Origin of the sequence: Roseococcus suduntuyensis (genome assembly GCF_014196305.1) — a bacterium.
Taxonomy (GTDB): domain Bacteria; phylum Pseudomonadota; class Alphaproteobacteria; order Acetobacterales; family Acetobacteraceae; genus Roseococcus; species Roseococcus suduntuyensis.
Genome location: NZ_JACIDJ010000002.1, coordinates 361,060 through 387,206 on the forward strand (window position 1 = coordinate 361,060; position 26,147 = coordinate 387,206).

Sequence of the window (26,147 nt, forward strand, 5' to 3'; positions counted from 1 at the left end):
ATCCGCCGGGTCCATCTGTTCCCACACACCGTTCAAGGAGATGGACATGGACAAGATCATCCTCATCACGGGCGCCTCCAGCGGCATCGGCGAAGGCCTGGCGCGGGAGTTGGCGGGCGCGGGTGCCAAGGTGCTGCTGGGCGCGCGCCGGCTGGACCGCATCGAGGCCATCGCGGCACAGATCCAGGCCATGGGCGGCATCGCCGAGGCGCGGAAGCTGGACGTCACCTCCCGCCCCTCCATGGCCGCCTTCGTGCAGGCGGCGGTGGAGAGATGGGGCCGCGTGGATGTGCTGATCAACAATGCGGGCGTCATGCCCCTATCGCCGCTCGCGGCCGGCAAGCAGGATGAGTGGGAGCGGATGGTGGACGTCAACATCAAGGGCGTGCTGTGGGGCATCGGGGCCGTGCTGCCGGTGATGGAGGCGCAGGCCAGCGGCCACGTCATCAACATCGCCTCAATCGGGGCCCTGCAGGTGGTGCCGACGGCGGCGGTGTATTGCGCGACCAAGTTCGCCGTGCGGGCCATCTCGGACGGGCTGCGACAGGAAAGCCGGCACATCCGCGTCACCTGCGTCAATCCCGGCGTGGTCGAGAGTGAACTGGCCTCCACCATCACCCACGCCGAAACCATGGCGATGATGGCGGGCTACCGTGCCACGGCCCTCCAGCCGGCCGACATTGCCCACGCGGTGCGCCAGGTGATCGAGGCGCCGGCGAATGTGGACACCACCGAGATCACCATCCGGCCCACCGCCTCCGCGAACTGAGGCCCGCGCCTCAATTCCCGTCCAAGGCTGCCCGTGCCTTGGGCGGCGCATCGGGCATCCAGGCCGCGCCTTCGGGCAGGCTCGCGATCTCGGTGCGGCGGCGCGGCAGGGCGCCCGGATATTCGGCCTGCAGCCAGGCGATCAACTTCTCGCGCACCTCGCAGCGCAGGTCGAAGGCGCGGCCGGCGCTGGTGGCGCTGACCAGCATGCGGATTTCCATCGTGTCCTGCCGCAGCTCCAGCACCTGCAGCCCGGCCACGCGACGGTCCCATAGCGCGGAGGCGGCCGTGATCTCCTCCAGCTTGCGGCGCATGGCGGCCACGGGCGCCGTGTAGTCCACATGAATCAGCACGGTGCCCAGCAGGGAGGAGCTTTCGCGCGTCCAGTTCTGGAAGGGCGTCTCGATGAAATAGGTCAGTGGCAGCACCATGCGCCGCCAGTCCCACAGCCGCACGACGACATAGGTGGAGGAGATCTCCTCCACATTGCCCCACTCATTCTCCACGATCACCGCGTCATCAATCCGGATGGGCTGCGTGATGGCGAGCTGGATGCCCGCCACCAGGTTCCGCAGCAGCGGCTGCAAGGCGAAGCCCACCACGATGCCCGCGGCACCGGCCGAGGCCAGTAGGCTCACGCCATATTGCCGCACGCCGTCGAAGGTCATCAGCGCGGCCGCGAAGGTCAGCACCAGCACCAGGAGCGTCGCCACCCGCTTCAGGATGGAAAGCTGGGTGGTGTGCTTGCGGGCCAGGAGATTGTCCTCCGCGTCCAGCTTGAAGCGGCGCAGGTAGAGGGTGGACCAGATATGGATGGCCGTTCGCGCGACCCAGCCCACCAGGAAGATGAAGCAGATCAATAGGAAGTGGCGCACCATGCCGGTCTCGACCCGTGTGAGCGGCGCGATCCCCGCGGCGATGGACAGGCAGAACATGATGATGGCCAGCCGCGTGGGCCCGCGCGTCCGCGCGACGATCGAGCGCCAAAACAGGTCCTGGTCCCGCGCGAGCCGCGTCATTCCGCGGAATACGAGCCGATGCAGCGCCAGCGCGACCAGGACCGCCACGATCAACACGCCTGCACTGACAACCAATGGCGGCGCCCAGGAGAACATCAGCACGACACTTCGCGCGGCGGCATTGAACTGGTCGAACACGGCAATACTCCTGGCTTCCCCCGGCGGTGCGCGCGGCACAGGCCGCAGCAGGCCCCGCGTCACCTCATCAGCGCGGCGCCCTGCCCAAGGTTGCGCGACGGGCTTGTCTCAGCCCTTCACCGCACCCGCCGTCAGCCCTGCCACCAGCCGCCGCTGGAACACCAGCACCAGCAGCACCAGCGGCACGGTCACGATGACGGAAGCCGCCATGATGAGCCCCCAGGGCAATTCATAGCGGCTCGACCCCGTGATCATCGCGATGGCGACGGGCACGGTGCGCATCTCGTTCGTCAGCGTGAGCGTGAGCGCGAAGAGGAACTCGTTCCAGGCCGCGATGAAGGCGAGCAGACCCGTCGTGACCATAGCCGGCGCCATCAGGGGCAGGAATATGCGGGTCAATGTGACAAAGGGGGTGGCGCCATCCATCGCCGCCGCCTCCTCCAGTTCGAGCGGCAATTCGCGCAGGAAGGCGGTCAGCACCCAGATGGTGAAGGGCAGCGTGAAGATGAGATAGCTCAGCACCAGGCCCAGCAGATTGTTGTAGAGACCCAGCGCCCGGATCAGTTCGAACAGCCCCGACAGCACCGCCACCTGCGGGAACATCGAGACACAGAGCAGCGTGCCCAGCAGCAGGCCCCGCCCGCGGAAGCTCACGCGCGCCAGCGCGAAAGCGGCCGAGGCCGCCAGCGCCAGCGAGACCAGCACCACCGCCCCGGCCACGAAGACCGAGTTCAGGATGTTCCGCCCGAAGGGCTGGTCCTGGAACACCGCCGTGTAGTTCCCCCAGGCGGGCGCGCGCGGCCAGGCCTCCACGAGGAAGAGGTCCGCCCCCGATTTCAGCGAGGACACCACCGCCCAGTAGAAGGGGAACAGCGTGTAGAACAGGATCAGCGCCACCAGCAGCGCGAAACCCAGCTTGCCGGCCCAGCGCCTCATGCCCGCCCCGCCGGCGAAAGCCGCAGCCGCCCGAGCGTCACCAGCGCCACCGCCACCAGCGCCACCACCAGCGCCACCATGGTGGCCGCGGCCGAGCCATAACCCACATCCTGGAAGTCCACGAGCAATTGCCGCGCATGGACGGACATGGAGGCCGTGGCGCGGCTGTTGCCCGTCAGCACATACATCAGGTCGAAGACGCGCAGCGCATCCATCGTGCGGAACAGGATGGCCACCAGCAGCGCGGGCCAGATCAGCGGCAGGGTGATGCGGAAGAAGGTGCCGACGGGGCCGAGCCCGTCCACCTTCGCGGCCTCATACAGTTCATTGGGCACGAGTTGCAGCGCGGCCAGCATCAGCAGCGCCATGAAGGGCGTGGACTTCCACACATCCACCGCGATGACGGCGGCGAGTGCCAGGCCCGGCTCCGCCGTCCAGGCCAGCGGCTGCGCGATCACGCCCATTCCCATCAGCGCCGCGTTCACCACCCCGTGCTGGTCATGCAGCATCCAGGCCCACATCTGCGCCGAGACCACGGTGGGAATGGCCCAGGGCACCAGCATGGCCGCCCGCACCAGCCCCCTGCCCCGCATGCGCGCGTTCAAGGTGAGCGCGATGACGAGGCCCAGCATCGTCTCGATGGAGACGGACACCACGGCAAACACCAGCGTCACCCGCACCGCGCCCCACCAGTCGGGGTCCGTCAGCAGGAAGGCGTAGTTGGAGAGGCCCGCGAACCGCCATTCCTCCAGCGCATCCAGCCGCGCATCGGTCAGCGAGAAGAAGATGGTGCGCCCCAGCGGCCAGCCCGCCACCAGCGCCAGCACCAGCAGCGCGGGGGCCAGGAACAGCCAGGCGGTGCGCGGCGTCACCATTGGCCGTCGCGCCCCACGCGCGCCAGGATGCGATCCAGCCGGGCCAGGGCCACCTCCGCCTCCAGCCGGCCCGAAAGCGTGTTGTGCACCGCGTTCCAGAACTCCGCCGAGACCTGGTTGTAGCGGTTGCCCGTCACCGCCGATGGCCGCGCCACCGCCCCCTCCAGCGCGACGGCCAGCAGGGCGAAGGCCGGGTTGGCGGCCTGCAGCTCGGGGTCGTCATACAGGGCCGGCCGCGTGGGCGGGGCGCCGGCCGCCAGCGCGCGGCGGCGCTGCTCGGCCGCGCCGGTCAGGTGGCGCACCAGGCTGATGGCGGCCTCGGGCTGGCGCGAATGACGCGAGACGCCCAGTTGCTCGCCACCCAGCACGGCGCCGCCGCCGGGCAGCGGTGCCACGCCCACGCGGCCCGCGACGGCGCTGCCCTCCGCCTCCAGCAGCGGCCAAGCATAGGGCCAGTTCCGCATGAAGACGGCCTGGCCGGATTGGAAGATGCCTCGCGCATCCTCCTCCGCGTGGTTCAGCACGCCGCGCGGCGCGATGGTGCCGACCCAGCCGGCGGCGCGGCGCAGCACGGCCGCGGCCTCGGGGGTGGCGATGCTAACGCGGCCATCGGGTTCCACGATGCGGCCCGCACCCGCGGCGTGCAGCCATTCCAGCGCGTTCACCGTCAGCCCCTCATAGGCACGCCCCTGGAAGACGAGACCCCAGCCGCCCTCGACCGCCTGGATGTGCCGCGCCATCTCCTCCAGCGCCTCCCAGCTTTCGGGCACGCCGCGCCCATGCCGCGCCAGCAGGTCGGCGCGGTAGTAGAGCAGCCCGGCATTGGCGAGCCAGGGCAGCGCCACCAGCCGCCCGCCCACCGTGTTGTTGGCGATGAGGGATGGCAGGTGGGCCGCCACCTCCTCCGGCGGAAGATGCGGGGCGAGGTCCAGCAGATGCCGCGCCAGGATGCCCGGCCAGACGATGTCGAGCTGGAACACGTCGATATCGGCCGACCGCGCGGCCAGAAGCTGCTGGATCAGCGCCAGGCGCTCGGTGCTGCCGGCCGGCATGGCGACCAGCGCCACCTCACGCCCCTCGGCGCGGGCCCAGGCCTCGGCGCCCTCGCGGCACAGCGCGGCCTCCGTGCCCACCGCGCCGCAGGCAATGACCAGGCGGGCAGCGGCGGCCTGGCCGAGGCAGAGCCATGCCAGGGCGGCGATGACAGGCGCCAGGCGAGGCATGGCGGTCTCCTTCCCAGCCGGTTGGGCCGGCAGGAAAAGCCATGCGGCAAGGGGCCGCAACCCGTGCGGCGACACAAGGAACCGCAGGTGCCGGTTGGATTCCGGGCTTCCACCGCTGGTGTCCGCGCGCCCTTCGCACGGCCAGCGCTCACCCTGGCCAGCCGGGGCGGAGACCGAGGGGCACGTTCCCGCGGCGGAGTTTGCCGTCTAGCCTCCAGCCTGGGGAAAGCCCGCAGGATCGCCCATGCCATTCCACCGCCCATGGGCGAAAGCACACAGCAGCCCAGGAACATCCACCCCCATTGGCCACGGGGCCCGCGCGGATGAGCCGCGGGGCATTCTTCGCCTGGGTCATCGTCCTTGGCGCGCCGACGGTCCTGTTGTTCGGTCTGCTGGGCGATTTCGGGGCCGCTTCCCCCGGGATCGGCGGCGGCGGCTATGACCTGTCGGGACCGGTCCATGCCCTCCTGCTGTTCGCGCTGACGGGTATCTGGACCGTCGCGGCGCTGCTGGTCGCGCTGCTGCGGCGACGCGCCGGTGGGTGGGCCCTGGCATTCGCGGCGGTGGGGGCCGCCGCGCTGCTGGCGGCCCTCCTGTTCCACGGCCACCACCTCCCCTTGCGGTGAGGCGCGCCGCGCCTCAGCCCTGCGCCAGCAGTGGCAGAATGGTGCCTTCCATCAGCCCGTGCAGCGCCCGCGCATGGCCTTGCGCGCCGCCCGAGCGCTGGGTCGGGTCCGAGGTCATCACCACCGTGGCGCCCAGAGAGGGCACCACATGGATCATCTGCCCGCCGAAACCCCATGCGTAGTGCCGTACCGGCCCGGGGCCGGTCGCGGTGAACCAGGCATAGCCATGCGCCGCCCCCGTGAAGACGGAGGCTGTGCGCGGCGCGAAGCAAGTGGCCACCCAGCCCTCGGGCAACACGCGGCGGCCCTCATGCAGGCCGCCCGCGCGGATCATCTCGCCAAAGACCAGCATGGAACGCGGCGAGAGCAGCATGTCATTGCCGCCGAAGAAGATGCCCTGCGGGTCGCGCGGCCAGGGCGGGATGGCGATGCCGAGCGGCCGCCCCAGCCATTCCTCGGCCAGCGCATGGGTGGAGCGGCGCGCGACGCGCGTCAGGATGGCCGAGACCAGATGCGAATTGCCCGTGGAATACAGCATGGGCCCGCCTGGCTCCGCCACGAAGGGCCGCGCCAGCGCGTGGCGCACCCAGTCGGGGCTGGCCACCCAGCGGCCGTAGTTCACGCCCGAGGTGCGCTCCAGCCCCGACCGCATGGAGAGCAGGTGGTCCAGCGTGATGCGCTGCAGCCGCGGGTCGGCATCGCGCGGCAGGCGGTCGGCCAGAAGGGGGGCGATGCGCTGGTCCGGCCCCTCCAGCAGCCCGCGCGCGATCGCGGCACCCGCAAGTGCGGCGATGATGGCCTTGGAGACGGATTTCACATTCACCGGCCGGTCCAGCGCCGGGCCCGCGATACGCTGTTCCAACAAAATCTCGCCCTGGCGGGCCACGATCAGGCCGCGCAGGGGCTCCAGCCGCGCGGCGGCGGCGCGCACATCCTCCTGCGCGATGGCGGGACGGGCGAGGATCAGCGCGGGCGCCGCCAGAAGCGTGCGGCCCAGAAGCGTGCGGCGTAGAAGGGCGGAGGTCATGCTTCGCAGATAACGCGCGGTCCCGTCCTGGCCAGCGGAGGGTTACCCTTCGTCACGCGCACCCGGTCAATCCGCCGGCAGCACGCGCCGCTGCCAGCGCCGCCATCCCCACCAGGCCAGGCCCCCGAGCGTCAACAGGGCCGCACCCAGCAGCAAGGGGTGGTCGGAGGCCGCCACCTGCTCCAGCCCGCGCGCCGCCGCATAGCCAGGCAGCAGCATGGCCGGCGCCCAGAGGAAGGCCGAGGCGATGTTGGCGGACTGGAAATGCCGCTCCCGCATGCGGGCCACGCCGGCCAGCAGGGGGGCTACCGCCCGCATGGGGCCCAGGAAGCGGCCGAAGAACACCGCGGCCCAGCCCCAGCGGCGGAACAGCAGCAGGCCGCGCGCGTAGTTGCGCCGCTGGCTGCGCGGCAGGATGCGGCGCACCGCCCGCGGCCCCAGCCAGCGCGACAGCCAGAACCCCACCGCATCGCCCAATATGGCGCCCGCGATGGCACCGCCCACCACCCCCCAGGGGTCGAGCGTGCCGGCGCCCAGCAGCGCGCCGGTCATCACCAGCAGCGCCGTGGCCGGTACGAGCAGGCTCACGCCGGGCAGTGATTCGAGGAAGGTGAGCAGGAACACCACGAGAGGCGCCCAGCCGCCATGGGCTGTGAGCCAGGCTTCGACGGTCTCGATCAAGCGGGGCGTCCTCCGGTCATGCACGCGCATATGGGCGGTGCGGATGGCAATTCCACGGCGGCGATGGGTCGCGGGAATGTCAAAGCCGCGGGGCAACGCCCACCCAGGGTAGCGCGTTGCAGCGACGGACCACGCACCGCGAAGGAATACCCCACTGCCCCGCCTCGACGATTTCACGCGCCGCCTCATACAGTTCGGCGCCGTGGCCAGCGCCTTCGCGCTGTTATGGCTGCTGTCCCATGTGCTGCTGCTGCTTTTTGCCGGCATCCTGCTGGCCACCGCCGGCGCGGTCCTGGCGAACGCATTGTCGCGCCTGACGGGGCTGCCGCGCGGGCTGGCGCTGGCGGTGGTGGTCCTGGGGATCCCGGCGCTGCTCCTCGGCCTGGTGGCGCTGATGGGCCCGCAGATGGTGCGCGAGGTGAACGAACTCCGCACCGCGCTGCCCGAGGCGCTGGACACCGCCGATGCCTGGCTGCGGGAGGATTCGGGCCTCGGCATCGGCCTGCGCGAGGTGCTGGGCGATCCGGCCGATGCCACCGCGACCGTGCCCTGGGCCAGCCTCGCGGCCTATGTCGGCATCGGCGTGGGCGGCGTGGTGAACGCGGTGCTGATCGGCTTCATGGGCGTCTATCTGGCCGCGACACCCGACTTCTACCTGCGCGGCTTCGTCTCGCTCATGCCCCATGACCTGCGGCCGCGCGTGGCGGACGCGATGCGCGCGGCGGGCGAGGGCCTGCAAGGCTGGCTGCTGGGCCAGGTCATGTCCATGGCCGTGATCGGCGTGCTGAGCGGCGTGGGGCTCTGGCTGCTGGGCGTGCCCATGGCGGCCTCGCTCGGCGTGCTGGCGGGGCTGCTGGGCTTCGTGCCCTTCATCGGGGCCGCGTTGTTCACGGCCATCGCCGTCATCTTCGCCTTCACGCAGGGGGGAATGCAGGCGCTCTACGTCCTGCTGCTGTGCATCGCCGTCCAGCAGCTGGAGGGCGAGGTGATCACGCCCCTCATCCAGCGCTGGGCGGTGGCGCTGCCGCCGCTGCTGACCATCATGGCCGTGCTGGTCTTCGGCACGCTGTTCGGCTTCATGGGCGTGCTGGTGGCGACGCCGCTGATGGTGGTCGTGATGATCATGGTGCAGCGGCTCTATCTGGACCAGCGGCCCGAGCTGTAGGTCACACCGTCAGCAGCCGGCGCACCGCGGCCTCGTCCAGAGCAGGGGTAGGGCCAGCCAGCGCCACCTCGCCTCGGACCATGACGGTGATGTGGTCCGCGAGGTCGCGCGCGAATTCGAAATACTGCTCGACCAGCACCACCGCGAAGTTGCGGTCCCGCGCCAGATGGCGGATCACCTTGCCGATGTCCTTGATGACATTGGGCTGGATGCCCTCGGTGGGTTCGTCAAGAATGAGCATGCGCGGCCGCGCCGTCATCGCCCGCGCGATGGCGAGCTGCTGCTGCTGCCCCCCCGACAGATCGCCACCCCGCCGCCGCAGGAATTGCCGCAGGATGGGAAAGAGGTCGAACACCTCCGGGTCCACCTTGCTGCCTCGGGGCGCGGCGGCCAGCGCCGTCTCCAAATTCTCCTGCACGGTGAGGAAGGGAAAGATCTCACGCCCCTGCGGCACATAGCCGATGCCCGCCCGCGCGCGGTCGGCGGGCGAGAGGCCCGCGAGGTTCCGCCCCTCCCAGGTGATGCTGCCGCCCTGGATGCGCTCCAGCCCCATGATGGCGCGCAGCAGCGAGGACTTGCCCACCCCGTTGCGCCCCAGCACCGCGGCCACCTCGCCGGGCTTCACCGCCAGCGAGACGCCCCTCAGGCAGCGGCTCGCGCCATAGGAGAGATCCACGGTTTCCACGGAGAGCATGGCTCAACGCCCCAGATAGACTTCGATGACGCGCGGGTCCGCCTGCACATGGGTGATGGAACCTTCGGACAGCACACTGCCCTCGTGCAGAACCGTGACCCGGCAATCGAGCGCGCGGACGAATTCCAGGTCGTGCTCCACCACCACCACGCTGCGCGTGCCCGCGATGCCGCGCAGCAGGGCGGCGGTCTGCTCGGTCTCGTGGTCGGTCATGCCGGCCACGGGTTCGTCCACCAGCAGGAGTTCGGGTTCCTGCATCAGCAGCATGCCGATCTCCAGCCATTGGCGCTGGCCATGGCTGAGCAGGCCGGCCAGATCCTCGCGCCGGGCGGCAAGGCCGATCTGTTCCATCGTGGCCTCGATGCGCGCGCGGGCGACCCCGGACAACACCCAGCGCAGGCAGGCGATGGGCCCCCGCGGGGCCTTCAGCGCCAGTTCCAAATTCTCGAAGACGGTCAGCGCGTCGAACACCGTGGGCTTCTGGAATTTCCGCCCGATGCCCAGCGTGGCGATGGCCGCCTCGTCCAGCTTCGTGAGATCCCGCGCGGCGAAGCGGACGATGCCGGTGTCGGGCCGCGTCTTGCCGGTGATGACGTCCATCATCGTCGTCTTGCCCGCGCCATTGGGGCCAATGACGGCGCGCAGCTCGCCGGGTTCGACCAGCAGGGAGAGGTTGTTCAGCGCGCGGAAGCCGTCGAAGGTGACGGTGACGCCGTCCACATAGAGGCCCTGGCTGGTCATGACCCGCGCCTCCGCAACAGGCCGATGAGCCCCTTGGGCAGCAACAGCGTCACGATGACAAACAGCAACCCCAGCACGATCAGCCAGAGGTCCGGCGCCACCGAGGTCAGCCAGGTCTTGAGCGCATTGACGGAGAAGGCGCCCAGCACCGCCCCCACCAGCGTGCCGCGGCCGCCGAAGGCCACCCAGACCACCGCCTCGATGGAGTTGCCCGGCGAGAATTCCGAGGGGTTGATGATGCCCACCTGCGGCACGTAGAGCGCGCCGGCGAGCCCCGCGATCATGGCCGAGAGCACGAAGACGAAGAGCTTGTGCCGGGTCACGTTGTAACCCAGGAAGCGCGTGCGGCTCTCGGCGTCACGGATGGCTGTCAGCACGCGGCCAAGCTTCGTCTGCGTCAGATGCGCGCAGCCCCAGAACACCAGCACCAGCGTCACCAGCGAGGCATAGAACAGCACCGCGCGCGTGGCGCCGGTGTTGAGCGGCATGCCCAGCAATTCCTTGAAGTCGGTGAAGCCGTTGTTGCCGCCGAAGCCCATGTCGTTGCGGAAAAAGGCCAGCATCAGCGCATAGGTCATGGCCTGGGTGATGATGGACAGATAGACGCCCGTGATGCGGCTGCGAAACGCGAGCCAGCCCACCACCAGCGCGAGCAGCCCGGGCACGACCAACGCCATGAGGAAGGCGAAGGCGAACCAGTCGAAGCCGAGCCAATACCAGGGCAGTTCGGTGTAGCCGAGGAACACCATGAAGTCCGGCAGCACCGGGTGGCCATAGACGCCGCGCGGGCCGATCAGGCGCATCAGGTGCATCCCGATCGCGTAGCCGCCCAGCGCGAAGAAGGCCCCATGGCCCAGAGAGAGAATGCCCGCATAGCCCCAGGCGAGATCAATGGCCAAGGCGAGAATGGCGTAGCAGATCCACTTGCCCACCACGCTCACGAGGAAATCCGGGACATGCAGCGGATGGTCGGCCGGCAGCGCGTTGAAGGCCGGAAGTGCCGCCAGCGCCAGCACGCACAGCATCAGGACGAGGCGACGGTTCATTGGTCGGCCGCGCGCCCCTTCAGCGCAAACAGGCCCTTGGGCCTGCGCTGGATGAACAGCATGATGCCGACCAGCACCGCCACCTTGGCCAGCACCACGCCCGCATAGGGCTCGAGCACCTTGTTCAGCAGGCCCAGGCTGAAAGCCCCGATCAGCGTGCCCATCAGCGACCCCACGCCACCGAACACCACCACCATGAAGCTGTCGATGATGTAGCCCGTGCCGAGGTTGGGCGAGACATTGTCGATCTGGCTCAGCGCCACGCCGGCCAACCCCGCAAGGCCCGATCCGAAGGCGAAGGTCATCGCGTCCACACGCCCCGTGCGGATGCCCATGGTGGCCGCGATGCGCCGGTTCTGCACCACGGCGCGCATCTCCAGCCCGAAGCGCGTGAGCCGGATGGCGGCGAAGCAGGCCAGCAGCACGGCCAACGCGAAGAGGATGATCCAGAGGCGGTTCTGCGTGACCGCGACGCCTCCGGGCAGCAGCAGCGTGCCCATCATCCAGTCGGGGCTGATGACCTCGCGGTTCTGCGCGCCGAAGGCGAGGCGCACCACCTGCTGCAAGATCATCCCCACGCCGAAGGTCAGCAGCAGCGTCTCCAGCGGGCGGCCGTAGAGGTGGCGGATCAGCCCGCGCTCCATCGCGGCGCCGATGGCGGCCGTCACCAGGAAGGCGGCCGGCACGGCCAAGGGCAGCGACCACGGCGCGAGTTCGGGAATGCCACGGCAAAGTTCCTGCACCACCACGGTGGTGTAGGCGCCCAGCATCACGAACTCGCCATGGGCCATGTTGATGACGCCCATCACGCCGAAGGTGATGGCGAGCCCCAGCGCCGCCAGCAGCAGCACCGAGCCGAGCGAGAGCCCTTGGAACACCGTCTCCGCCGCACGGCGCAGTTGCAGGCGGCGATCGATGGCGGCGATGGCGGCCTCGATGTCCGGCAGCAACTCGGCGTTCGCGGCGCGGGCGGCGAGCAACTGTCCCCGCGCCTCGGGCGAGGCGGAGGCGCCAAGCGCCGCGATCCCCTCCCGCCGCACCGCCACATCCTCCGACGCGAGGCGCGCCCCGCCCAGCGCCAGTTCCAGCCGCGCGCGGATGGGCGGCTGCGCCTCCCGCGCCAGCGCGGCCTCGATCAGCGGGATGTCGGCGGCACTGCGGTTGCGCAGGATACCCTCCGCGGCGCGCGACCGTTCGGCCGGGTCGGGCGAGACCAGTTGCAGCCGCCCCAGCGCACCGCGCAACGCGCCGCGCACGCGGTTGTTGATGCGGATGAGCGTGGCGCCCTCCGGCGGGGTGGCACCCTGTTGTGGGGCGAGACTGCCATCCGCCAGGCGCAACAGCCGCGCATCGGCCATGGCCTGCAACAGCGGAATGGCACGCGGGTCGCCCAGCAGGCCCAGCCGCTCCACCGTCTCGGCCTGCTGCGCGAAGCCGCCGGCCAGGCCCGGCAGCAGCGCCTCATACTCCTGCGCCCGCGCGGGCGCGGAGAGGAACAACAACAAGGCCAGCGCGGCGGCGAGGCCGCGCGGGATGAGCCAGGGCATCAGGTCAGCCGCTTCCCTTCTTCGCGCCACGGGACGGGACGGGGCGGCGCGGAGCCGCCCCCATGCTTGCGCCTCAGCGGCGGCGGTTCGCGTTCTCGGGGATGAAGGGCGACCAATTCTCGGCCACGATGGCGGTGGGCGTGCGGCTCACGATGTCGAACTGCCCATCGGCACGGATTTCGCCGATCATCACCGGCTTCGAGAGGTGGTGGTTGCGGTGCATCTCCACCTCATAGCCCGAGGGGGCCGCCACCTTCTGCCCGTAGAGCGCCTCGCGCACCGCATCCACGCCCGTGCCGCGCGCGGCGGTGACGGCCTGCGCCCACATCTTGAAGCCGATGAGGGTGGCCTCCATCGGGTCGTTGGTCACGCGGCGCGGGTTGCGGATGTAGTTGCGCCACATGGTCAGGAACTCGGTGTTGGCGGGCGACTGCACGGACATGAAGTAGTTCCAGGCGGCAAGGTGCCCCACCAGCGGGCGGGTGTCGATGCCCGCCAGCTCCTCCTCGCCCACCGAGAAGGCGACGCAGGGGATGTCCTCGGCGCGGATGCCCTGGTTGCCCAGCTCGCGGTAGAAGGGGACGTTGGCGTCGCCGTTGATGGTGCTGACGATGGCGGTCTTCTTGCCCTCGCCCGCGAAGCGCTTCACGCGCGCCACGATGCCCTGCCAGTCACTGTGGCCGAAGGGGGTGTACTCCTCCAGGATGTCCGCGTCGGCGATGCCCTTGGAGTTCAGGAAGCCGCGCAGGATGCGGTTGGTGGTGCGCGGATAGACATAGTCGGTGCCCAGCAGCGCGATGCGCTTGGCTTCGCCGCCATCGGCGCCCAGCAGGTATTCCACGGCCGGGATGGCCTGCTGGTTGGGCGCGGCGCCGGTGTAGAAGATGTTCCGGCTCTCCTCCTCGCCCTCATATTGCACGGGGTAGAAGAGCAGCCCGTTCAGCTCCTCGAAGACCGGCAGCACCGACTTGCGCGAGACCGAGGTCCAGCAGCCGAAGGTCACGTCCACGCGGGAGAGCTGCAACAGCTCGCGCGCCTTTTCCGCGAACAGCGGCCAGTTGGAGGCGGGGTCCACCACCACGGCCTCCAGGCGCCGGCCCAGCAGCCCGCCCTGGGCGTTCTGTGCCTCCACCATCATCAGCACCGTGTCGCGAAGCGCGGTCTCGCTGATGGCCATGGTGCCGGACAGCGAGTGCAGCACGCCGACCCGGATCGGCGCCTGCTGGCCGAGGGCGGGCGCCGCCAAGGGGGCGGTCAACCCGGCGGCCAAGGGGGCGGCCAACAGGCCGCGGCGGGTGACGGAATGGCTGGGTTCGCGCATGGCGTCCTCACGGGGGGTGAAACCACCTGGAGGTTATGTGCATCGCCGCGGCACGAGCTAAATTTTACGTTTTGAAAATCGGCATTTCTTGGCCGCCACGCCTGAAAACGCTCCATACGCGTGCAATTGCATATTTAGTGATCCACTGGGCGTTCATTTTTCGCAGCTTGAACGTGACGGCGCTGCAACCGTGTCGCGTCACTCCCGTTAGCCCACCATCGGAAAGGAGATATGCCATGAACAGCATCGTTTATATCGTGGGCGCCGTCGTCATCGTCCTCTTCATCCTGGGCTTCCTGGGGCTGCGCTGATCGCGCGACAGGATCTCACAGGACATCAAACGGGCCGGCGGCATCAGCCCCGGCCCATTTTTCATGCGCCCCGTTCTTCATGCACTTAGCCGGCTGAGGCGGCGGGGATGATCCCATCGCCCGCGGGGTCATGCTCGAGCCGCGTGATCTCGAACGGCATGGGGCGGGCATCGCCACCGGGCGGCGCCACCATCGCCCACGCCACCAGTCCGCCCTCGACCTGGTGCCGCGGCACCTCGATCGGGCCGGGGGTCACGGGCACGAAGACAATGTCCACCACCTGGCCCAGCACGTGACGGTCCGTCCCGCGCAGGGTGAGGCCGATCAATTGGTGCAACGACACACGCAATACTCCAGACATGAAAAGGGGCGGCGTGAGGAACGCCGCCCCGGTGGGAAGATGGCCTCAGCCGCCCGGCTGTGTGCCACCCGCGGCGGGCGCGGGCTGCTGCGGCGTGGGCGTCCGGTCCGGCTGCTGCGGCGGGGTGGCGGGGGTCTGCGCCGCGCCAGGGCTCACCTGCGGCTGGGCAGCCGGCGCACCGGTCGGGCCGGGCGCCGCCGCGGCCGCGGGGTTGTCCGGATTCTGCGGCGTGCCATAGGAGACAGGCGGCTGGCCCTGCCGCTGCTGCGGCACCGGCGCGCCTTGGTCGGTGGTCGCGGTCGGGCTGCCGGGGCTAGGGCCGGCCGGCCCACCCGAGGCGGTGGGGGCGGTCGTGGCGGCACCGGCACCCGTACCGGGCGCCTGTCCCGCCGCGCCACCCTGCTGCGCGCCACCCTGCCGCGCTCCACCCTGCTGGGCCCCATCCTGCTGCGTACGCGGACGCATGCCGGGGTAATCGCTCGCGCGCGTGCCCGGCACCATGCCGCCGGGCGCGACGCCGCCGCGTTCCGCCGGAGCGGGGCGCACGGATTCACCCGAGGCCGGGGGCTGCGCCTGGCGCTGAACGGGCGCCTGCTGGCCCTGCCCGGCGGTCGCCGGTGCCTGGGTGCCCACGGGGGGCGCGCCCGGCGTGGCCGAAGCGGGCGGGGCGGTGGGATTGGGCGCCTGCTGCGCGAAGGCCGCGCCACCAAGCGCGAGACCACCCGTCAGCGTGACGGCGAGCAGCGGTAGCCGCGTGAAATTACGTTGGGTCATGTCATCCTCCTGCTTGCGCTGCACGAGGCAGCTTGCAGGGAGAACGCAACGCGGCGGCGTTGGTTACCCGTTCAGCCCGCGGAAGGTGCCCAGGATCCGGCCTCCAGCCCCGCGCGGCCCTGTTCGGCCGCCCATCCCCATCCGACGGCGGCGGTCATGCGCAACCCGTGCAGCCCGTGCTCACGCCGCAGTCGGCCGAGCATCCGCCGCGCGGAACGCCGCAGCAGACGCCGCGCGGACAGCGCCTCTCGCCCCGCATCACGCGGCAATTCGGGCTGGAGGTGGACCACCCGCGCATCCGGCGCCAGCAGTGGCACCGCCGCGCACAGCACGGCGCCGAAGCCCGCGACCTCACGCCGCGCGCCGGGCGTCGAACCCTCCACGCAGACCAGCGCCGCGATGCGGCCACGGCCCAGGAAGGCGGCGTGCAGCGCGGCCTCCTCGCAGGTCTCCATGTCGTCCAGGGTGCCCTCGACCAGTTCGCAGCGCCGGCCCTCGGCCTCCACATCGAGCGCCACGGACAGCGCCTGAGCCTCATCGGCGGGCGCGTGCAGCAGCAGCACGTCCCAACCGGCCCGCGCGAGGTCGCGCGCCGCGGCCGCGGCGAGGCCCATGTTCTGCCCCGCGCTCAGCAGCACGGCGCCCGGGCCGGACGCGCGCAGCGAGGCCGCGAAACGTCCCGCCGGCAATTTTTCCATCATCCCCATCAAGCCGCCCCTCCCGCACCCGACGCGAACCGGAACGAAAGCCGGGCCAACGGGTTGCCCTGGGTGTCTGAAACTTCATGGATGAACCTCCCGCCGCGATGCCGGTTCCGGAAGCACGGGCGACACGCCCGATTCATGCACGGAGAAACGCCCATGTATTCGATGGACAAGCTGTTCCTGACCACCCTGAAGGACGTGTATTTCGCGGAGCGCCAGTTGCTGAAGGCCCTGCCCAAGATGGCACGCGCCGCGCAGAGCGAGACGCTGAAGCAAGCCCTCACCGACCACCGCGAGGAAACCCAGGAGCAGGTGGCGCGTCTTACCCGCGTCTTCGAGATCATCGGCAAGCGCGCCCAGGGCCAGACCTGCCAGGCGATGCTGGGCCTGATCGAGGAAGCCGAGGAGCTGCTGGAGGAAGCCACCGAACCCAGCCAGGTGCGCGATGCCGGCCTCATCGCCTGCGCCCAGGCCGTCGAGCATTACGAGATGGCACGCTATGGCACGCTCGCGGCCTGGGCCACCATGATGGGCCATGACGAGGCCGCCCAGCTTCTCCGCCAGACGCTCGAGGAAGAGAAGAAGGCCGACACCCTGCTGAACCGCATCGCCACGCGGGAAGTGAACAAGGTCGCGGCCTGAGCCGCCATGCGTCGCGCCCCTCGCAGGGACGCGGCGCAACGCCGCGGGCGGCGCGGCGTTCCGGCCTGGCAGCAGGAGGTTCATCCATGGCGTCGCGGCCGAGTTGGCGGGGGCATCTGAAGCTGTCCCTCGTTGCGTGTCCCGTCTCCCTGTTCCCGGCGACCACCGCCGGGAACGAGGTGCATTTCCATCTCATCAACCCCGCCACCGGCAACCGCATCCGCATGCAGACCATCGACCCCGAGGCGGGCGAGGTGGAGCGGCGCGACCTCGTGAAGGGCTATGAGGTCGAGAAGGACCGCCACATCCTCCTGACCGACGAGGAACTGAAATCCGTCCGCCTGGAGAGCACCCGCGCCATCGAGATCGAACGCTTCGTGGATGCCTCGGAGATCGACCGCATCTGGTGGAGCGACCCCTATTTCATGGTGCCCGACGGCAAGGCGGGGCTGGACGCCTTCGCCGTCATCCGCACCGCGATGGAGGAGGCGGGGAAGGTCGCGCTGGCGCGCCTGGTGCTGACCACGCGCGAACGCGTCGTGGCCATCGAGCCGCGTGGGCGCGGCATGCTGGTGACCACGCTGCGCGCCCTGCACGAAATGCGCGACGAGGAGGAAATCCTCGGCGACATCCCCTCCACCAAGCGCAACGCGCCCATGATCGAGATCGCGGAGAAGATCATCGCGCAGCAGCAGGGCCCCTTCGACCCCGCCGCCTTCAATGACCGCTACGAGGAGGCGCTGCGCGCGCTCATCGCCTCCAAGGAGGATGGCGATGGCGGCGGGGTGACGGCGGCGCCGCCGCGCGAGGACAATGTGATTGACCTGATGGAGGCGCTGCGCCGCAGCCTGGAGCAGGGTGGCGGCAAGGGCCAGGGCGCGAAGGCCCGCCCGGCGGCCAAGGCCAAGCCCGCCGCGAAGTCCAAAGCCAAGTCCAAGCCAGCCGCGAAACCCAAGCCCAAGCCCGGCCCCCGGCGCCGCGCCGCCGGCTGAGCCATGCCCCGCGCCACCCTGGACCGTTACCGCGCCAAGCGCGACTTCCGCCGCTCGCCGGAGCCGGAGGGTGGCACGTCGGCAAAGCAGGGGCGCCTTGCATTCGTCGTCCAGCGCCACGCCGCGCGCCGGCTGCACTACGACCTGCGCCTCGAATGGGCGGGCGTCTTGAAGTCCTGGGCCGTCACGCGCGGCCCCTCCCTCGACCCCGCCGACAAGCGCCTGGCCGTGGAGGTGGAGGACCACCCGCTCGACTATGCCGGCTTCGAGGGCGTCATCCCCAAGCCCGGCTATGGCGCGGGCGTGGTGCAGCTGTTCGACCGGGGCGCCTGGGCGCCGCTCGACGCCGACCGCGTGGCGGAGAACCTCGCCAAGGGCGAGCTGAAATTCGTGCTGGCCGGCGAACGCCTGCGTGGCGGCTTCCTGCTGGTGCGCCTCAAGCCCCGGCGCGGCGAGAACCCGCGCCAGCCCAACTGGCTGCTCATCAAGGAGCGCGACAGCATGGCCCGGCCGGGCGAGGGCGATGCGGTGCTCAAGGCCGAGACCTCCATCGCCACCGGCAGGACGCTTGCCGCGATAGAGGGCGGCGCCATCGAGGCCGGCACCGCCGCCATCCCGGACTTCGTGGAACCGCAGCTTTGCAGGCTGGTGGACACGCCACCCGGCGGCAGCGCTTGGCGGCACGAGCCCAAGCTCGATGGCTACCGCGTGCAGCTGCGCGTGCAGGGCGGGAAGGCGCGACTGTTGACCCGCACCGGCCTCGACTGGACGGCGCGCTTCGGCCCGCTGGCCCGCGCCGCCCGCGCCCTGCCCGATGGCTTGGCGGATGGCGAGGTGGTGGCGCTGGACCGCAAGGGCGAGACGAGCTTCGCCGCCCTGCAGGCGCATCTGGCGGGGGAACGCCGCGCGCCCCTGCTCTTTCACGCCTTCGACCTGCTGCATGACGGCACGCGCGACCTGCGGGGCGAACCGCTGCACGCCCGCAAGGCCGCGTTGCGCGAATGGCTGCCCAAGGCCGACCCCTGGCGCTTCGTCGAGGATTTCGACGCACCGGGCGCGCAGATGCTGGCCTCCGCCTGCCGCCTGGCGCTGGAGGGCATCGTCTCCAAGCGGCAGGACGCGACCTATGCCTCGGGCCGGGGCGGCGCCTGGGTGAAGTCCAAGTGCCGCGGACGCGAGGAATTCGTGGTGGGGGGCTTCTCGCCCCAGGCCTCGGGAAAGGGGCTCGGCGCGTTGCTGGTCGGGCTGCAACGGGAGGGGCGCCTCGCCTATGCCGGTCGCGTCGGCACGGGGTTCAACGCGGCCGCCTCCACCCGCCTGCTGAAGCGGCTGGGGACGCTGCGCCGCAAGGCCACGCCCTTCGAACAGGGCGCCCCCGCCCGCCTGCGCGACGTGACCTGGGTGGAACCTGAGCTGGTGGTGGAAGTCGCCTATGGCGGCTGGACCGAGGACGGCATTCTCCGCCACGCCAGCTTCCTGGGGGAACGCGAGGACAAGCCGGCCGAGGAGGTCGAGGCCGCGCCGCCCGCCAAGCCCCTTGCCCCGCGCCGCACCACCAGCGCCCACCTCTCCAATCCCGACCGCGTCCTCTGGCCCGGCCCACCCGCCATCACGAAGGAGGCGCTGGCCGCACATTACGAACGCTTCGCCGACCGCATCCTGGCCCATGTCGCGGGCCGGCCGCTTTCGGTGCTGCGGGCGCCGGGCGGGCTCGGCAAGCCGCTCTTCTTCCAGCGCCATGCGGGCAACGCCCCCTCGCCGGCCCTGCGCGAGGTCCACATCGTAGGCCAGGACAAGCCCTACATGGCCGTGGACGACGCGGCGGGCCTGGCCGCGCTGGCGCAGATGTCGGCGCTGGAATTGCACCCCTGGGGCGCCACCGCCGCCCGCCCCGAAATCCCGGACCGCCTGGTCTTCGACCTCGACCCCGCCGAGGGCGTGGAGATGCCCGCCATCATCGCCTGCGCCAAGGAGCTGCGAGCGCGGCTGAAGGCGCTGGGCCTCACCGCCTTCCCGCGCGTGACCGGGGGCAAGGGGCTGCACCTGGTGGTGCCGCTGGCCATCCCCGCGCGGGGGGCGGCGGCCGATTGGGCGGCGGCCAAATCCTTCGCGCGCCTGCTCTGCACGCTGATGGTGCGTGACGCACCCGATCGCTACACGGTGACGCTGGCGAAGAAGGCACGGACAGGAAAGATCTTCCTGGACTATCTGCGGAACGACAGGCTGGCGACGGCCATCGCCAACTGGTCGCCTCGGGCGCGGCCGGGTGCGGCGGTGGCCCACCCCATCGTCTGGTCGGCGGTGAAGCCGGGGCTGGACCCCGCCGCCCTGACCCTGCCGGCCCTGGCAGAGGCGCCCATGCCGCGCGATCCCTGGCGCGGCTTCGACGCCGCCGCCATTCCCCTCAACGACGCGATCCGGCGGCTGACCAAGTGACCCCCACCCTCGCCGTCGCCATCCCCGCGCATGACGAGGCGCGGATGCTGCCGCGCTGCCTAGCCGCCCTCGCCGCGCAGCGCGACGCCCCGCCCTTCGCCGTGGTGGTGCTGGCCAACAACTGCGCCGACGACACGGCGGGGGTGGCGCGGCGCCTCGCCCCCCGCCTGCCCTACGCGCTCCATGTGGAAGAAGTGACCTTGCCGGTGGGTGACCGCCATGCGGGCCATGCGCGCGGCCTGGCCATGGCCCGCGCCGCCGCCCTGCTGGGCGAGCAAGGCCTTCTGGCCGGCACCGATGCCGACGCCACGCCGGCGCCCGGCTGGCTCGCCGGGCTCGCGCGGCACCATGCGGCAGGCTCGGATGCCATCGCCGGCTGGGCCATCATGGACCGCGCCTCGGCCCGCGCCCTGCCGCCCGCCGTGCGCGCGCGGGCCAGGGCGGAAGCACGACTCGCGCAACTTCTCGACCGCATGGCGAGCGTGCTGGACCCCCTGCCCTGGGACCCCTGGCCCCGCCACACCGGTCATTCCGGCGCCAATTTCGCCGTGGGGCGCGAGGCCTATCGGCGCTGCGGCGGCGTGCCCGACGTGCCGCTGGCAGAGGACCGCCTGCTCTTCGCGCGCCTCGCCGAGATCGGCGCGCGCATCCGCCACGCGCCCGACTGCGTGGTGCATGTCTCGGCCCGGCTGAAGGGGCGCGCGGCGGGGGGGATGGCCGATGCGCTCCGCCGTCGCGCCGCCGATGCGGACCCCTTCTGCGACGCCTCCATCGAACCCGTGCCCAATGCGCTGCGCCGCCACCGCCTGCGCCGCGCCCTGCGCGAGGGTGTCGAGATCGAGCGGCTGGCGGGGCGGCTCGGCCTTGCAGGCGCCGAGGCCGAGGCGCTCACCGCAGGGCTGTCAGAGGACCAGAGCTGGGCCAGGCTGCTTTCCGCGGCGCCGCGCCTGCGACCCGTGCCCGTGCCCGCCCTCGAACTGGCGCGCCAGACGCGGGCCGCCGAACGCGCCCTGCGCCGCCTTGGCATCCCCCTGCCCGAGGCGCCGCCGGAGGGGGCGCTGGTTTAGCCAGCCTCCGCGACATCAATCCGGTAGCGCGGCCCTAGCGCCAGGTTCCGCGCGGGCCACTGCGCCGGCAGCGCGGCCAGGAAGCCCATCGCCGCCGCATCGCCCGACATGGTGCCGTCATTCTCACCGCGCCAGTTCACCAGCAGCACCACGCCGCCGGGGGCGAGGCTGTCCTCGCAACGGCGCGCCAGCACGTCGAGATCGGCGAAGCCGAGGTAGTAGAGCATCTCCGATAACATGATCAGGTCGAAGCGGCCCTGCGGCCATTCGCCGGGCGCGGCCATATGGTGGAAGACACCTCGCGGGCAGCGCCGCCGCGCCTCGGCCAGCGGTGCCTCGGCGTGGTCAATGCCCATGAACTCCCCGCAGCGCGGCGCCAGCAGGACGGAGAGGGTGCCGATGGAACACCCCACCTCCAGCCCGCGGGCAAAGTGCCGCGGCGGCAGGGCGTCCACGGTGGCGGCATATTTCCGCGCCTCATAGTCGCTGCCGGCCAAGTCCCAGGGATCGGGCCGCTCGCGGTAGAGCTGGTCGAAATAGGCAGCAGGCACCGAGGGGCGGCTCATGCCAGCACCCCCGCGCCGCGCGCGATCAGGATGTCCGTCGCGCGGTCCAGCGCCGCATCGGGGCCGGGCTGGCGCAGGAAGCTGTCGAGGTCACGGGCCAGGCGCTCCATCGGCGCGCCGCCGGGGGTTGCGTCCATCACGCTGCCGGGCAGCCCGATGCCGCGCCGGATGCGGGCCAGGACGCCCTCGGCCGCGCGCGTCGTCACCTCGCGCGCCAAGCCCACCCGGGCCAGCGCGGCCTCGGTGTCATGGCCTGCCTCGACCGCCTCGGCGGCCGAAAGCGTCCAGAGGCGGGTGCTCTCCAGGTCCAGCGCGTTCTCCATCAGCCGCGCGCGCTGCGCCGGGTGGCCGGCGCGGTCATGCGCCAGCAGGTGCGCCCGCAGGGCCTCGTCCAGCCGCCGCATCGCGCCCAGTTGCAGCGCCAGGATGCGCCAGATGCCGCCCGAGAAGGACGGCTGCGCCAAATAGTCTCCCGGCCCCCCGATCACATCCCCTGGCCGCACCTGCAGCCCGTCCAGCGCGCAGGCGCGGCTCTCACTGGCGCGCATGCCGCCGATGGGCCAGGCCGGTCCATCCGTGAAGCGCGCCGTCTCGGGCCGCTCGATCCAGACCAGCACCGGGCCCTCGGGCGTGCGCGCCGTGACCAGCGCGGCGCCCACCGAGGTGGCGCCCGAACAGAACAGCTTGCGGCCCGACATTCGCCCGCCCTCCAGCAGCACGGGCGCCGCGGGGTCGTCGGCGCCCCAGATGGCGAGCAGCCCCACCCCCTCCGCCCGCCGACGCTGGGCGGCGTCGCCATGCTCGTCCAGCAGGCGGAGGACGTTCACATGTCCCTCGAACAGCCGCCCCGCGCTCAGATCGGCATGGCCTAGCGTCACCAGTGCCTGCCAAAAGGCATGCGGCGCGGCCCGCGCCAGCGGCAGCAAGGGTGCCAAGTGGCGCAGGGCGGCGGCGGCATCGCGCGGCGGCGCGGCCCGCAGCGAGGCGGCCACGTCCAGGGCGCGCGCGTCCAGGCTGGCCGACAGGGGTTGTGCGGGAATGTCCATCGCCATTGAACGCGCGGCGGGTGGGCGGGGTTACGGGTTCAGACCGAGTCCGGTTCCAGGGTGCTGGAATGGTCCAGCAGCGCCGCCAATTCCTGCCGTGCGCGGAAGACGCGGCTCTTCACCGTGCCCACCGGGCAGCCGATGATCTCGCCGATCTCGGCGTAACTCAGTTCCGCCCCCACGCTCAGCAGCAGCGCCTCGCGTTGGAGGTGTTGCAGCTTGCCCAGCGCCAGCCGCAGCTCCGACTGGCGGAAGGCCCATTCATGGGCCGGGGGCGTAACCAGGGCCTCGGGCGGCGCATCCTCCAGGGGAACATTGTTTCTCCCATGCGCCGCGACGGTGTTGAAGAAGCGGTTGCGCAGGATGGTGAACAGCCAGGCACGCATATTGGTGCCCGGCACGAAGCGCTCCCGCGCCGAAAGGGCGCGCAGCACCGTATCCTGGACCAGGTCATCGGCGTCATGCGCATTACGGGCCATGTTGCGGGCATAGGCCCGCAGACGCGGCAGCAGCGCCAGAAGCTCCTGTTCGAAGGTCACGCCATGGTCTCCCGGAACCCGGCTCGCCAGCCGGCTATCGGCGCCGGACGAACCCCGCCAGGAGCGCCACCACGCCGAAGATGATCAGCGCCCAGAACAGGATGCTGGCGACGCCGCCCGCGGCCGCGGCCACCCCGCTCAAACCCAGCACGCCGGCCACGATCGAGACGATGGCCAGCACGATGATCCACCAGATGACCTTCATCGGCTACCCTCCAGCATCGGCCCCGCGGGCGGCGGCGCGGTGGGGCCATCGGGCGTCTGCGGCGGCATTTCCTGCGGAATGGGCGGAAGGTCCGGGCCCGGCGCCGGCGGGGGCACATCGGGCCCGGGCGGCGGGGCGGGCGGCACCTCCGGCGGGGGTGGGTTCGGCCAGGTAGAGGCGGCGTGGGACGCCATGGCGGGGATCTCCTTCATCTCCCCGCTCAACGGCCCGCGGGCCGCGAGGTTTCAGCTTCAGCCGCGCAACCCGGCGACGGGCGCCTCGCGGTCGGTCGAGAAGCGAATGTCGCAGGCCAGCCCCTCGGGGCGCCACTGGCGCTCGATGGTTCCGCCCAGCGAGCCCTCGAAGCTGTGGGTGATGATCTGCGAGCCGAAGCTGACGCGCTCCGGCGGGCCGTCCAGCGGCGGCCCCCCGCTCTCGCGCCAGTGCAGCACCACCTCCTGCCCGCGCAGCGACCAGCGCACTTCCAGCCGCCCGTCGGCGGTGGAGAGGGCGCCGTATTTCGCGGCATTGGTGGCGAGTTCATGCAGCGCCATGGAGAGGGGTTGCGCCAAATGGGGCCCGACCAGCACCTCCGGCCCGTCCAGGGTGACGGGCGCATCCTCTTCACCCATCCCGAAGGGCTCCAGCTCATGGCGCAGCAGCTCACCCACGCTGGCGCCCTTCCAGCGGTGGCGGCCCAGCAGCGCCATGGTGCCGGCCAGGGCGCGGATGCGCGCCTCCAGCACCTCGACATATTCCTCATGCGTGTCGGCGGTCGTGACGCGCAGCAGGCCCGTGACGACGGCGAGCGCGTTCTTGGCGCGGTGCTCGACCTCATGCGCCAGCATCTCGCTGTGCGCCTCGGCTTCCTTGCGCTCGGTCACGTCATAGGCCACGCCGATCAGCCGTGCGCCGGGTCCGCCCTCGGGCGGCACGAGGCGCGCGCGCACGATGACCCAGATGGTCTCGACGCCACCCTCCGCCGTGGGACGGTTGATACGGAACTCGCTGCGCAGCCAGCCGGCGCGGTTGGCCATCGCCATCTCGCGCCGCACCCGCATCCGGTCCGCGGGGTGCAGCCGGCGCATCGCCTCCTGCAGGTCGGGCTGGCCCTCGGCGGGGTCGAAGCCCCACAGCTCGATCATCTTGGGCGACCAGTTGAGGGTGCGGCTGGCGGGGAACCATTCCCAGGTGCCGATGCCCACCGCCTCCTGCGCCAGGCGCAGCCGCGCATCGCTCTCGGCCAGGGCCATCTGCGTCTCGCGCAGCGGCGTCACGTCCACATGGGCGCCGCGCAGCACACGGGGATGGCCGTCGGCGTCACGCTGGATCTCGCCGCGCGCCGCGATCCAGCGCACCTCGCCCGCCGGCGTCACGATGCGATAGCTCTGCGCGTAGTCGGTGATGCCGCTCGTCTCGGAGACGGCTTCCAGCAGGGTGGATTCCGCCCGATCACGGTCATCGGGGTGCAGACGGCGCACCCAGTCGGCATGCCCTTCCACGGCCGCGCGCGCGGCCAGGCCCTGCAGCGACATGTATTCGGGCGAGCGCAGGCTGACGCCGGTGGCGAGGTCCACCTCGAAGGTGCCGACCAAGCCCAGCCGCGCGGCGCGGTTCAGCCGGTCGGCGTCGCGCTCCAGGTCCCGGCCCAGGGCGGCATTGGCGGCGCGCAGGCGCAGCTGGTCCGCGCGCACGCGCAGGCTCAGCCACAGCAGGGCCGCGCTGGCGGGCAGGCCGAAGACAAAGTAGCCCAGCATGGCGCGCTGCCAGCGGGCCACGATCTCCTGCCGCGGGCGCAGCGCCACCGCATGGGCGTCGAAGCCCTCGATGGGATAGGCCGCGAACAGCGCGGGCAGGCCGTCCTGCGTCCGCGTGGACATGTAGACGTGCGAATGGCGCCGCCCCGCCGCGATCTCGTGGAAGGGGCTTTCCCGCGACACCTGGGGCAGCGGCTCCGTCTGCCCCACGCTGCGGCTGAGCACATAGCCATCGTCGCGCACGAGAGCCAGGCTGTCCGTCGGCGCCTGCAGGCGGCGCATGCCCTCGGCCAGGGTGTTGGGGTCCACCGAGACGCCGATCAGGCCATCGAAGGTCTCGCCCGAGGGGAGGTCATTGCCGGTGTCCTCGCGGCGGCGCGCCACGGTGAACAGCAGCGAGCCCTGGACGCGGCCGCTGAACTGCTGGCTGACGAAGACCTGCGGCGCGTCCTCGGCGCGCAGGGCCTCGAAATAATCGCGGTCCGCCATGGAGACGGGCGCCTCCGGCATGGGCAGGCCCGTGATGAGCAGCGCCCTGCCCTCCCTGCTCACCACATGGCCGAAGGCGGCATGCGGCAATTCGCGGATGATGCGGCCGAGTTCGCCCTGCAAGCCCGGCCCCGCGTTGAGGACCTGCTCATCCGTCAGCCCGCGCAGGCGCTCATTGATGCGGCCAGCACCCACGGCATAGCCCGTGAGCGCGCGCGCGCCATATTCGGCGGTGGCCTCGGCCGAGCGGAGCAGTTCCTCGCCCGCCTCGGCCCAGGTGAGGCGCCACATCACCCACCCGCCGCCGCCCAGCATGCACAGGGGCAGCAGCACGGCCATGAGGGGCAGGAGCTGCACGAGGCGCGTGCCACGGGTTTGTGGCGCCCGGCTATTGCCGCGCAGGGAATCCGGCAGGCCGGCCCGGGCATCGCCCCGCGGCCTGGCTGACGGC

General features: G+C 71.3%; 28 protein-coding genes. 8 read left to right on the forward strand and 20 right to left on the reverse strand.

Annotation, left to right across the window (positions count from 1 at the left end; genetic code table 11):
• Positions 1-46 precede the first annotated feature (46 nt).
• Positions 47-769, forward strand: coding sequence for an SDR family oxidoreductase (locus GGQ83_RS08175; RefSeq protein WP_184383284.1), 723 nt, complete (start codon positions 47-49; stop codon positions 767-769).
• A 10-nt stretch (positions 770-779) separates the two neighbouring features.
• On the opposite strand, the gene GGQ83_RS08180 is transcribed toward GGQ83_RS08175, so the two are convergent.
• From GGQ83_RS08180 to GGQ83_RS08195, 4 genes are all read right to left on the reverse strand, one after another.
• A complete protein-coding gene (locus tag GGQ83_RS08180; protein ID WP_311727609.1) occupies positions 780-1,925 on the reverse strand; it encodes a mechanosensitive ion channel family protein in 1,146 nt (381 codons plus the stop codon).
• A gap of 108 nt (positions 1,926-2,033) precedes the next feature.
• Complete coding sequence (locus GGQ83_RS08185; protein WP_184383285.1) at positions 2,034-2,861, reverse strand: carbohydrate ABC transporter permease; 828 nt, start codon at positions 2,859-2,861, stop codon at positions 2,034-2,036.
• Complete coding sequence (locus tag GGQ83_RS08190; protein WP_311727612.1) at positions 2,858-3,733, reverse strand: carbohydrate ABC transporter permease; 876 nt, start codon at positions 3,731-3,733, stop codon at positions 2,858-2,860. The genes GGQ83_RS08185 and GGQ83_RS08190 overlap by 4 nt, the downstream gene beginning before the upstream one ends.
• Positions 3,730-4,959, reverse strand: coding sequence for an ABC transporter substrate-binding protein (locus tag GGQ83_RS08195; RefSeq protein ID WP_184383287.1), 1,230 nt, complete (start codon positions 4,957-4,959; stop codon positions 3,730-3,732). Before GGQ83_RS08195 ends, GGQ83_RS08190 begins: the two co-directional genes overlap by 4 nt.
• Before the next feature lie 323 nt (positions 4,960-5,282).
• On the opposite strand from GGQ83_RS08195, the gene GGQ83_RS08200 reads away from it, so the two are divergent.
• The gene (locus GGQ83_RS08200; RefSeq protein ID WP_184383288.1) at positions 5,283-5,585 is read left to right on the forward strand and encodes a hypothetical protein; all 303 of its coding nucleotides are present in this window, start codon (positions 5,283-5,285) and stop codon (positions 5,583-5,585) included.
• 13 nt (positions 5,586-5,598) lie between these two features.
• Here the strand turns inward: GGQ83_RS08200 and GGQ83_RS08205 are convergent, their stop codons facing one another.
• Positions 5,599-6,612: a serine hydrolase domain-containing protein gene (locus GGQ83_RS08205; protein ID WP_184383289.1), complete on the reverse strand. Its 1,014-nt coding sequence runs from the start codon at positions 6,610-6,612 to the stop codon at positions 5,599-5,601.
• A gap of 66 nt (positions 6,613-6,678) precedes the next feature.
• On the reverse strand, positions 6,679-7,293 hold the full coding sequence (locus GGQ83_RS08210) for a DedA family protein (RefSeq protein ID WP_242534913.1): 615 nt from the start codon (positions 7,291-7,293) through the stop codon (positions 6,679-6,681).
• Positions 7,294-7,495: 202 nt separating this feature from the next.
• Here GGQ83_RS08210 and GGQ83_RS08215 point away from each other — a divergent pair, with 202 nt between their 5' ends.
• Complete coding sequence (locus tag GGQ83_RS08215) at positions 7,496-8,458, forward strand: AI-2E family transporter (protein ID WP_184383291.1); 963 nt, start codon at positions 7,496-7,498, stop codon at positions 8,456-8,458.
• 1 nt (position 8,459) lies between these two features.
• Here GGQ83_RS08215 and urtE read toward each other — a convergent pair whose 3' ends face one another.
• The 5 genes from urtE to urtA form a co-directional block, all read right to left on the reverse strand.
• Positions 8,460-9,152, reverse strand: coding sequence for an urea ABC transporter ATP-binding subunit UrtE (gene urtE, locus GGQ83_RS08220; protein ID WP_184383292.1), 693 nt, complete (start codon positions 9,150-9,152; stop codon positions 8,460-8,462).
• 3 nt (positions 9,153-9,155) lie between these two features.
• Positions 9,156-9,893: an urea ABC transporter ATP-binding protein UrtD gene (gene urtD, locus GGQ83_RS08225; protein ID WP_184383293.1), complete on the reverse strand. Its 738-nt coding sequence runs from the start codon at positions 9,891-9,893 to the stop codon at positions 9,156-9,158.
• Entirely contained in the window at positions 9,890-10,918 is a 1,029-nt protein-coding gene (gene urtC, locus GGQ83_RS08230; RefSeq protein ID WP_456315594.1) for an urea ABC transporter permease subunit UrtC, read from the reverse strand. Before urtC ends, urtD begins: the two co-directional genes overlap by 4 nt.
• A gap of 17 nt (positions 10,919-10,935) precedes the next feature.
• Complete coding sequence (urtB, locus tag GGQ83_RS08235) at positions 10,936-12,486, reverse strand: urea ABC transporter permease subunit UrtB (protein WP_184383295.1); 1,551 nt, start codon at positions 12,484-12,486, stop codon at positions 10,936-10,938.
• 73 nt (positions 12,487-12,559) lie between these two features.
• Positions 12,560-13,807, reverse strand: a complete 1,248-nt coding sequence (gene urtA / locus GGQ83_RS08240; RefSeq protein ID WP_184383296.1) for an urea ABC transporter substrate-binding protein — start codon at positions 13,805-13,807, stop codon at positions 12,560-12,562.
• Between the two features lie 35 nt (positions 13,808-13,842).
• Between urtA and GGQ83_RS08245 the strand changes: the two genes are divergently transcribed.
• Positions 13,843-14,118 (forward strand): hypothetical protein, encoded by a 276-nt coding sequence (locus GGQ83_RS08245; RefSeq protein ID WP_184383682.1) that lies wholly within the window; start codon positions 13,843-13,845, stop codon positions 14,116-14,118.
• Positions 14,119-14,203: 85 nt separating this feature from the next.
• Here GGQ83_RS08245 and GGQ83_RS08250 read toward each other — a convergent pair whose 3' ends face one another.
• From GGQ83_RS08250 to GGQ83_RS08260, 3 genes are all read right to left on the reverse strand, one after another.
• Positions 14,204-14,446, reverse strand: a complete 243-nt coding sequence (locus tag GGQ83_RS08250; protein WP_184383297.1) for a hypothetical protein — start codon at positions 14,444-14,446, stop codon at positions 14,204-14,206.
• 78 nt (positions 14,447-14,524) lie between these two features.
• A complete protein-coding gene (locus GGQ83_RS08255; RefSeq protein ID WP_184383298.1) occupies positions 14,525-15,253 on the reverse strand; it encodes a hypothetical protein in 729 nt (242 codons plus the stop codon).
• A 71-nt stretch (positions 15,254-15,324) separates the two neighbouring features.
• On the reverse strand, positions 15,325-15,954 hold the full coding sequence (locus GGQ83_RS08260; RefSeq protein WP_184383299.1) for a hypothetical protein: 630 nt from the start codon (positions 15,952-15,954) through the stop codon (positions 15,325-15,327).
• Between the two features lie 159 nt (positions 15,955-16,113).
• Between GGQ83_RS08260 and GGQ83_RS08265 the strand changes: the two genes are divergently transcribed.
• The 4 genes from GGQ83_RS08265 (at position 16,114) to GGQ83_RS08280 (ending at position 21,094) form a co-directional block, all read left to right on the forward strand.
• The gene (locus GGQ83_RS08265; protein WP_184383300.1) at positions 16,114-16,599 is read left to right on the forward strand and encodes a YciE/YciF ferroxidase family protein; all 486 of its coding nucleotides are present in this window, start codon (positions 16,114-16,116) and stop codon (positions 16,597-16,599) included.
• Positions 16,600-16,685: 86 nt separating this feature from the next.
• Positions 16,686-17,591, forward strand: coding sequence for a non-homologous end joining protein Ku (ku, locus tag GGQ83_RS08270; RefSeq protein WP_184383301.1), 906 nt, complete (start codon positions 16,686-16,688; stop codon positions 17,589-17,591).
• Between the two features lie 3 nt (positions 17,592-17,594).
• On the forward strand, positions 17,595-20,027 hold the full coding sequence (gene ligD, locus GGQ83_RS08275) for a DNA ligase D (RefSeq protein ID WP_184383302.1): 2,433 nt from the start codon (positions 17,595-17,597) through the stop codon (positions 20,025-20,027).
• Positions 20,024-21,094 carry a glycosyltransferase gene (locus tag GGQ83_RS08280; RefSeq protein WP_184383303.1) on the forward strand — a complete coding sequence of 357 codons (1,071 nt, stop codon included), beginning with the start codon at positions 20,024-20,026 and terminating at the stop codon, positions 21,092-21,094. Before ligD ends, GGQ83_RS08280 begins: the two co-directional genes overlap by 4 nt.
• Here the strand turns inward: GGQ83_RS08280 and GGQ83_RS08285 are convergent.
• From GGQ83_RS08285 to GGQ83_RS08310, 6 genes are read right to left on the reverse strand one after another with little or no spacing between them, the layout of a single operon-like run.
• A complete protein-coding gene (locus GGQ83_RS08285) occupies positions 21,091-21,660 on the reverse strand; it encodes a class I SAM-dependent DNA methyltransferase (protein WP_184383304.1) in 570 nt (189 codons plus the stop codon). The genes GGQ83_RS08280 and GGQ83_RS08285 overlap by 4 nt on opposite strands.
• Positions 21,657-22,706: an acyl-CoA dehydrogenase family protein gene (locus tag GGQ83_RS08290; RefSeq protein ID WP_184383305.1), complete on the reverse strand. Its 1,050-nt coding sequence runs from the start codon at positions 22,704-22,706 to the stop codon at positions 21,657-21,659. The genes GGQ83_RS08285 and GGQ83_RS08290 overlap by 4 nt, the downstream gene beginning before the upstream one ends.
• A gap of 38 nt (positions 22,707-22,744) precedes the next feature.
• Positions 22,745-23,245: a sigma-70 family RNA polymerase sigma factor gene (locus GGQ83_RS08295; RefSeq protein WP_184383306.1), complete on the reverse strand. Its 501-nt coding sequence runs from the start codon at positions 23,243-23,245 to the stop codon at positions 22,745-22,747.
• Positions 23,246-23,279: 34 nt separating this feature from the next.
• Positions 23,280-23,450, reverse strand: coding sequence for a DUF1328 family protein (locus GGQ83_RS08300; protein ID WP_184383307.1), 171 nt, complete (start codon positions 23,448-23,450; stop codon positions 23,280-23,282).
• The gene (locus GGQ83_RS08305; RefSeq protein WP_184383308.1) at positions 23,447-23,662 is read right to left on the reverse strand and encodes a hypothetical protein; all 216 of its coding nucleotides are present in this window, start codon (positions 23,660-23,662) and stop codon (positions 23,447-23,449) included. The genes GGQ83_RS08300 and GGQ83_RS08305 overlap by 4 nt, the downstream gene beginning before the upstream one ends.
• A 39-nt stretch (positions 23,663-23,701) precedes the next feature.
• A complete protein-coding gene (locus GGQ83_RS08310) occupies positions 23,702-26,053 on the reverse strand; it encodes a PAS domain-containing protein (protein ID WP_184383309.1) in 2,352 nt (783 codons plus the stop codon).
• Positions 26,054-26,147: the final 94 nt, after the last annotated feature.

Bases quoted from the DNA above. Each gene is read 5' to 3' on its own strand.
- GGQ83_RS08205 (WP_184383289.1), bottom strand. From the start codon at position 6,612: ATGACCTCCGCCCTTCTACGCCGCACGCTTCTGGGCCGCACGCTTCTG.
- GGQ83_RS08195 (WP_184383287.1), bottom strand. From the start codon at position 4,959: ATGCCTCGCCTGGCGCCTGTCATCGCCGCCCTGGCATGGCTCTGCCTC.
- GGQ83_RS08305 (WP_184383308.1), bottom strand. From the start codon at position 23,662: ATGAAGGAGATCCCCGCCATGGCGTCCCACGCCGCCTCTACCTGGCCG.
- GGQ83_RS08265 (WP_184383300.1), top strand. From the start codon at position 16,114: ATGTATTCGATGGACAAGCTGTTCCTGACCACCCTGAAGGACGTGTAT.
- GGQ83_RS08200 (WP_184383288.1), top strand. From the start codon at position 5,283: ATGAGCCGCGGGGCATTCTTCGCCTGGGTCATCGTCCTTGGCGCGCCG.
- GGQ83_RS08245 (WP_184383682.1), top strand. From the start codon at position 13,843: ATGTGCATCGCCGCGGCACGAGCTAAATTTTACGTTTTGAAAATCGGC.
- GGQ83_RS08285 (WP_184383304.1), bottom strand. From the start codon at position 21,660: ATGAGCCGCCCCTCGGTGCCTGCTGCCTATTTCGACCAGCTCTACCGC.
- ku (WP_184383301.1), top strand. From the start codon at position 16,686: ATGGCGTCGCGGCCGAGTTGGCGGGGGCATCTGAAGCTGTCCCTCGTT.
- urtC (WP_456315594.1), bottom strand. From the start codon at position 10,918: ATGCTGTGCGTGCTGGCGCTGGCGGCACTTCCGGCCTTCAACGCGCTG.
- GGQ83_RS08260 (WP_184383299.1), bottom strand. From the start codon at position 15,954: ATGATGGAAAAATTGCCGGCGGGACGTTTCGCGGCCTCGCTGCGCGCG.
- GGQ83_RS08290 (WP_184383305.1), bottom strand. From the start codon at position 22,706: ATGGACATTCCCGCACAACCCCTGTCGGCCAGCCTGGACGCGCGCGCC.
- urtB (WP_184383295.1), bottom strand. From the start codon at position 12,486: ATGCCCTGGCTCATCCCGCGCGGCCTCGCCGCCGCGCTGGCCTTGTTG.
- urtA (WP_184383296.1), bottom strand. From the start codon at position 13,807: ATGCGCGAACCCAGCCATTCCGTCACCCGCCGCGGCCTGTTGGCCGCC.
- urtD (WP_184383293.1), bottom strand. From the start codon at position 9,893: ATGACCAGCCAGGGCCTCTATGTGGACGGCGTCACCGTCACCTTCGAC.
- ligD (WP_184383302.1), top strand. From the start codon at position 17,595: ATGCCCCGCGCCACCCTGGACCGTTACCGCGCCAAGCGCGACTTCCGC.
- GGQ83_RS08175 (WP_184383284.1), top strand. From the start codon at position 47: ATGGACAAGATCATCCTCATCACGGGCGCCTCCAGCGGCATCGGCGAA.
- urtE (WP_184383292.1), bottom strand. From the start codon at position 9,152: ATGCTCTCCGTGGAAACCGTGGATCTCTCCTATGGCGCGAGCCGCTGC.
- GGQ83_RS08300 (WP_184383307.1), bottom strand. From the start codon at position 23,450: ATGAAGGTCATCTGGTGGATCATCGTGCTGGCCATCGTCTCGATCGTG.
- GGQ83_RS08255 (WP_184383298.1), bottom strand. From the start codon at position 15,253: ATGACCCAACGTAATTTCACGCGGCTACCGCTGCTCGCCGTCACGCTG.
- GGQ83_RS08185 (WP_184383285.1), bottom strand. From the start codon at position 2,861: ATGAGGCGCTGGGCCGGCAAGCTGGGTTTCGCGCTGCTGGTGGCGCTG.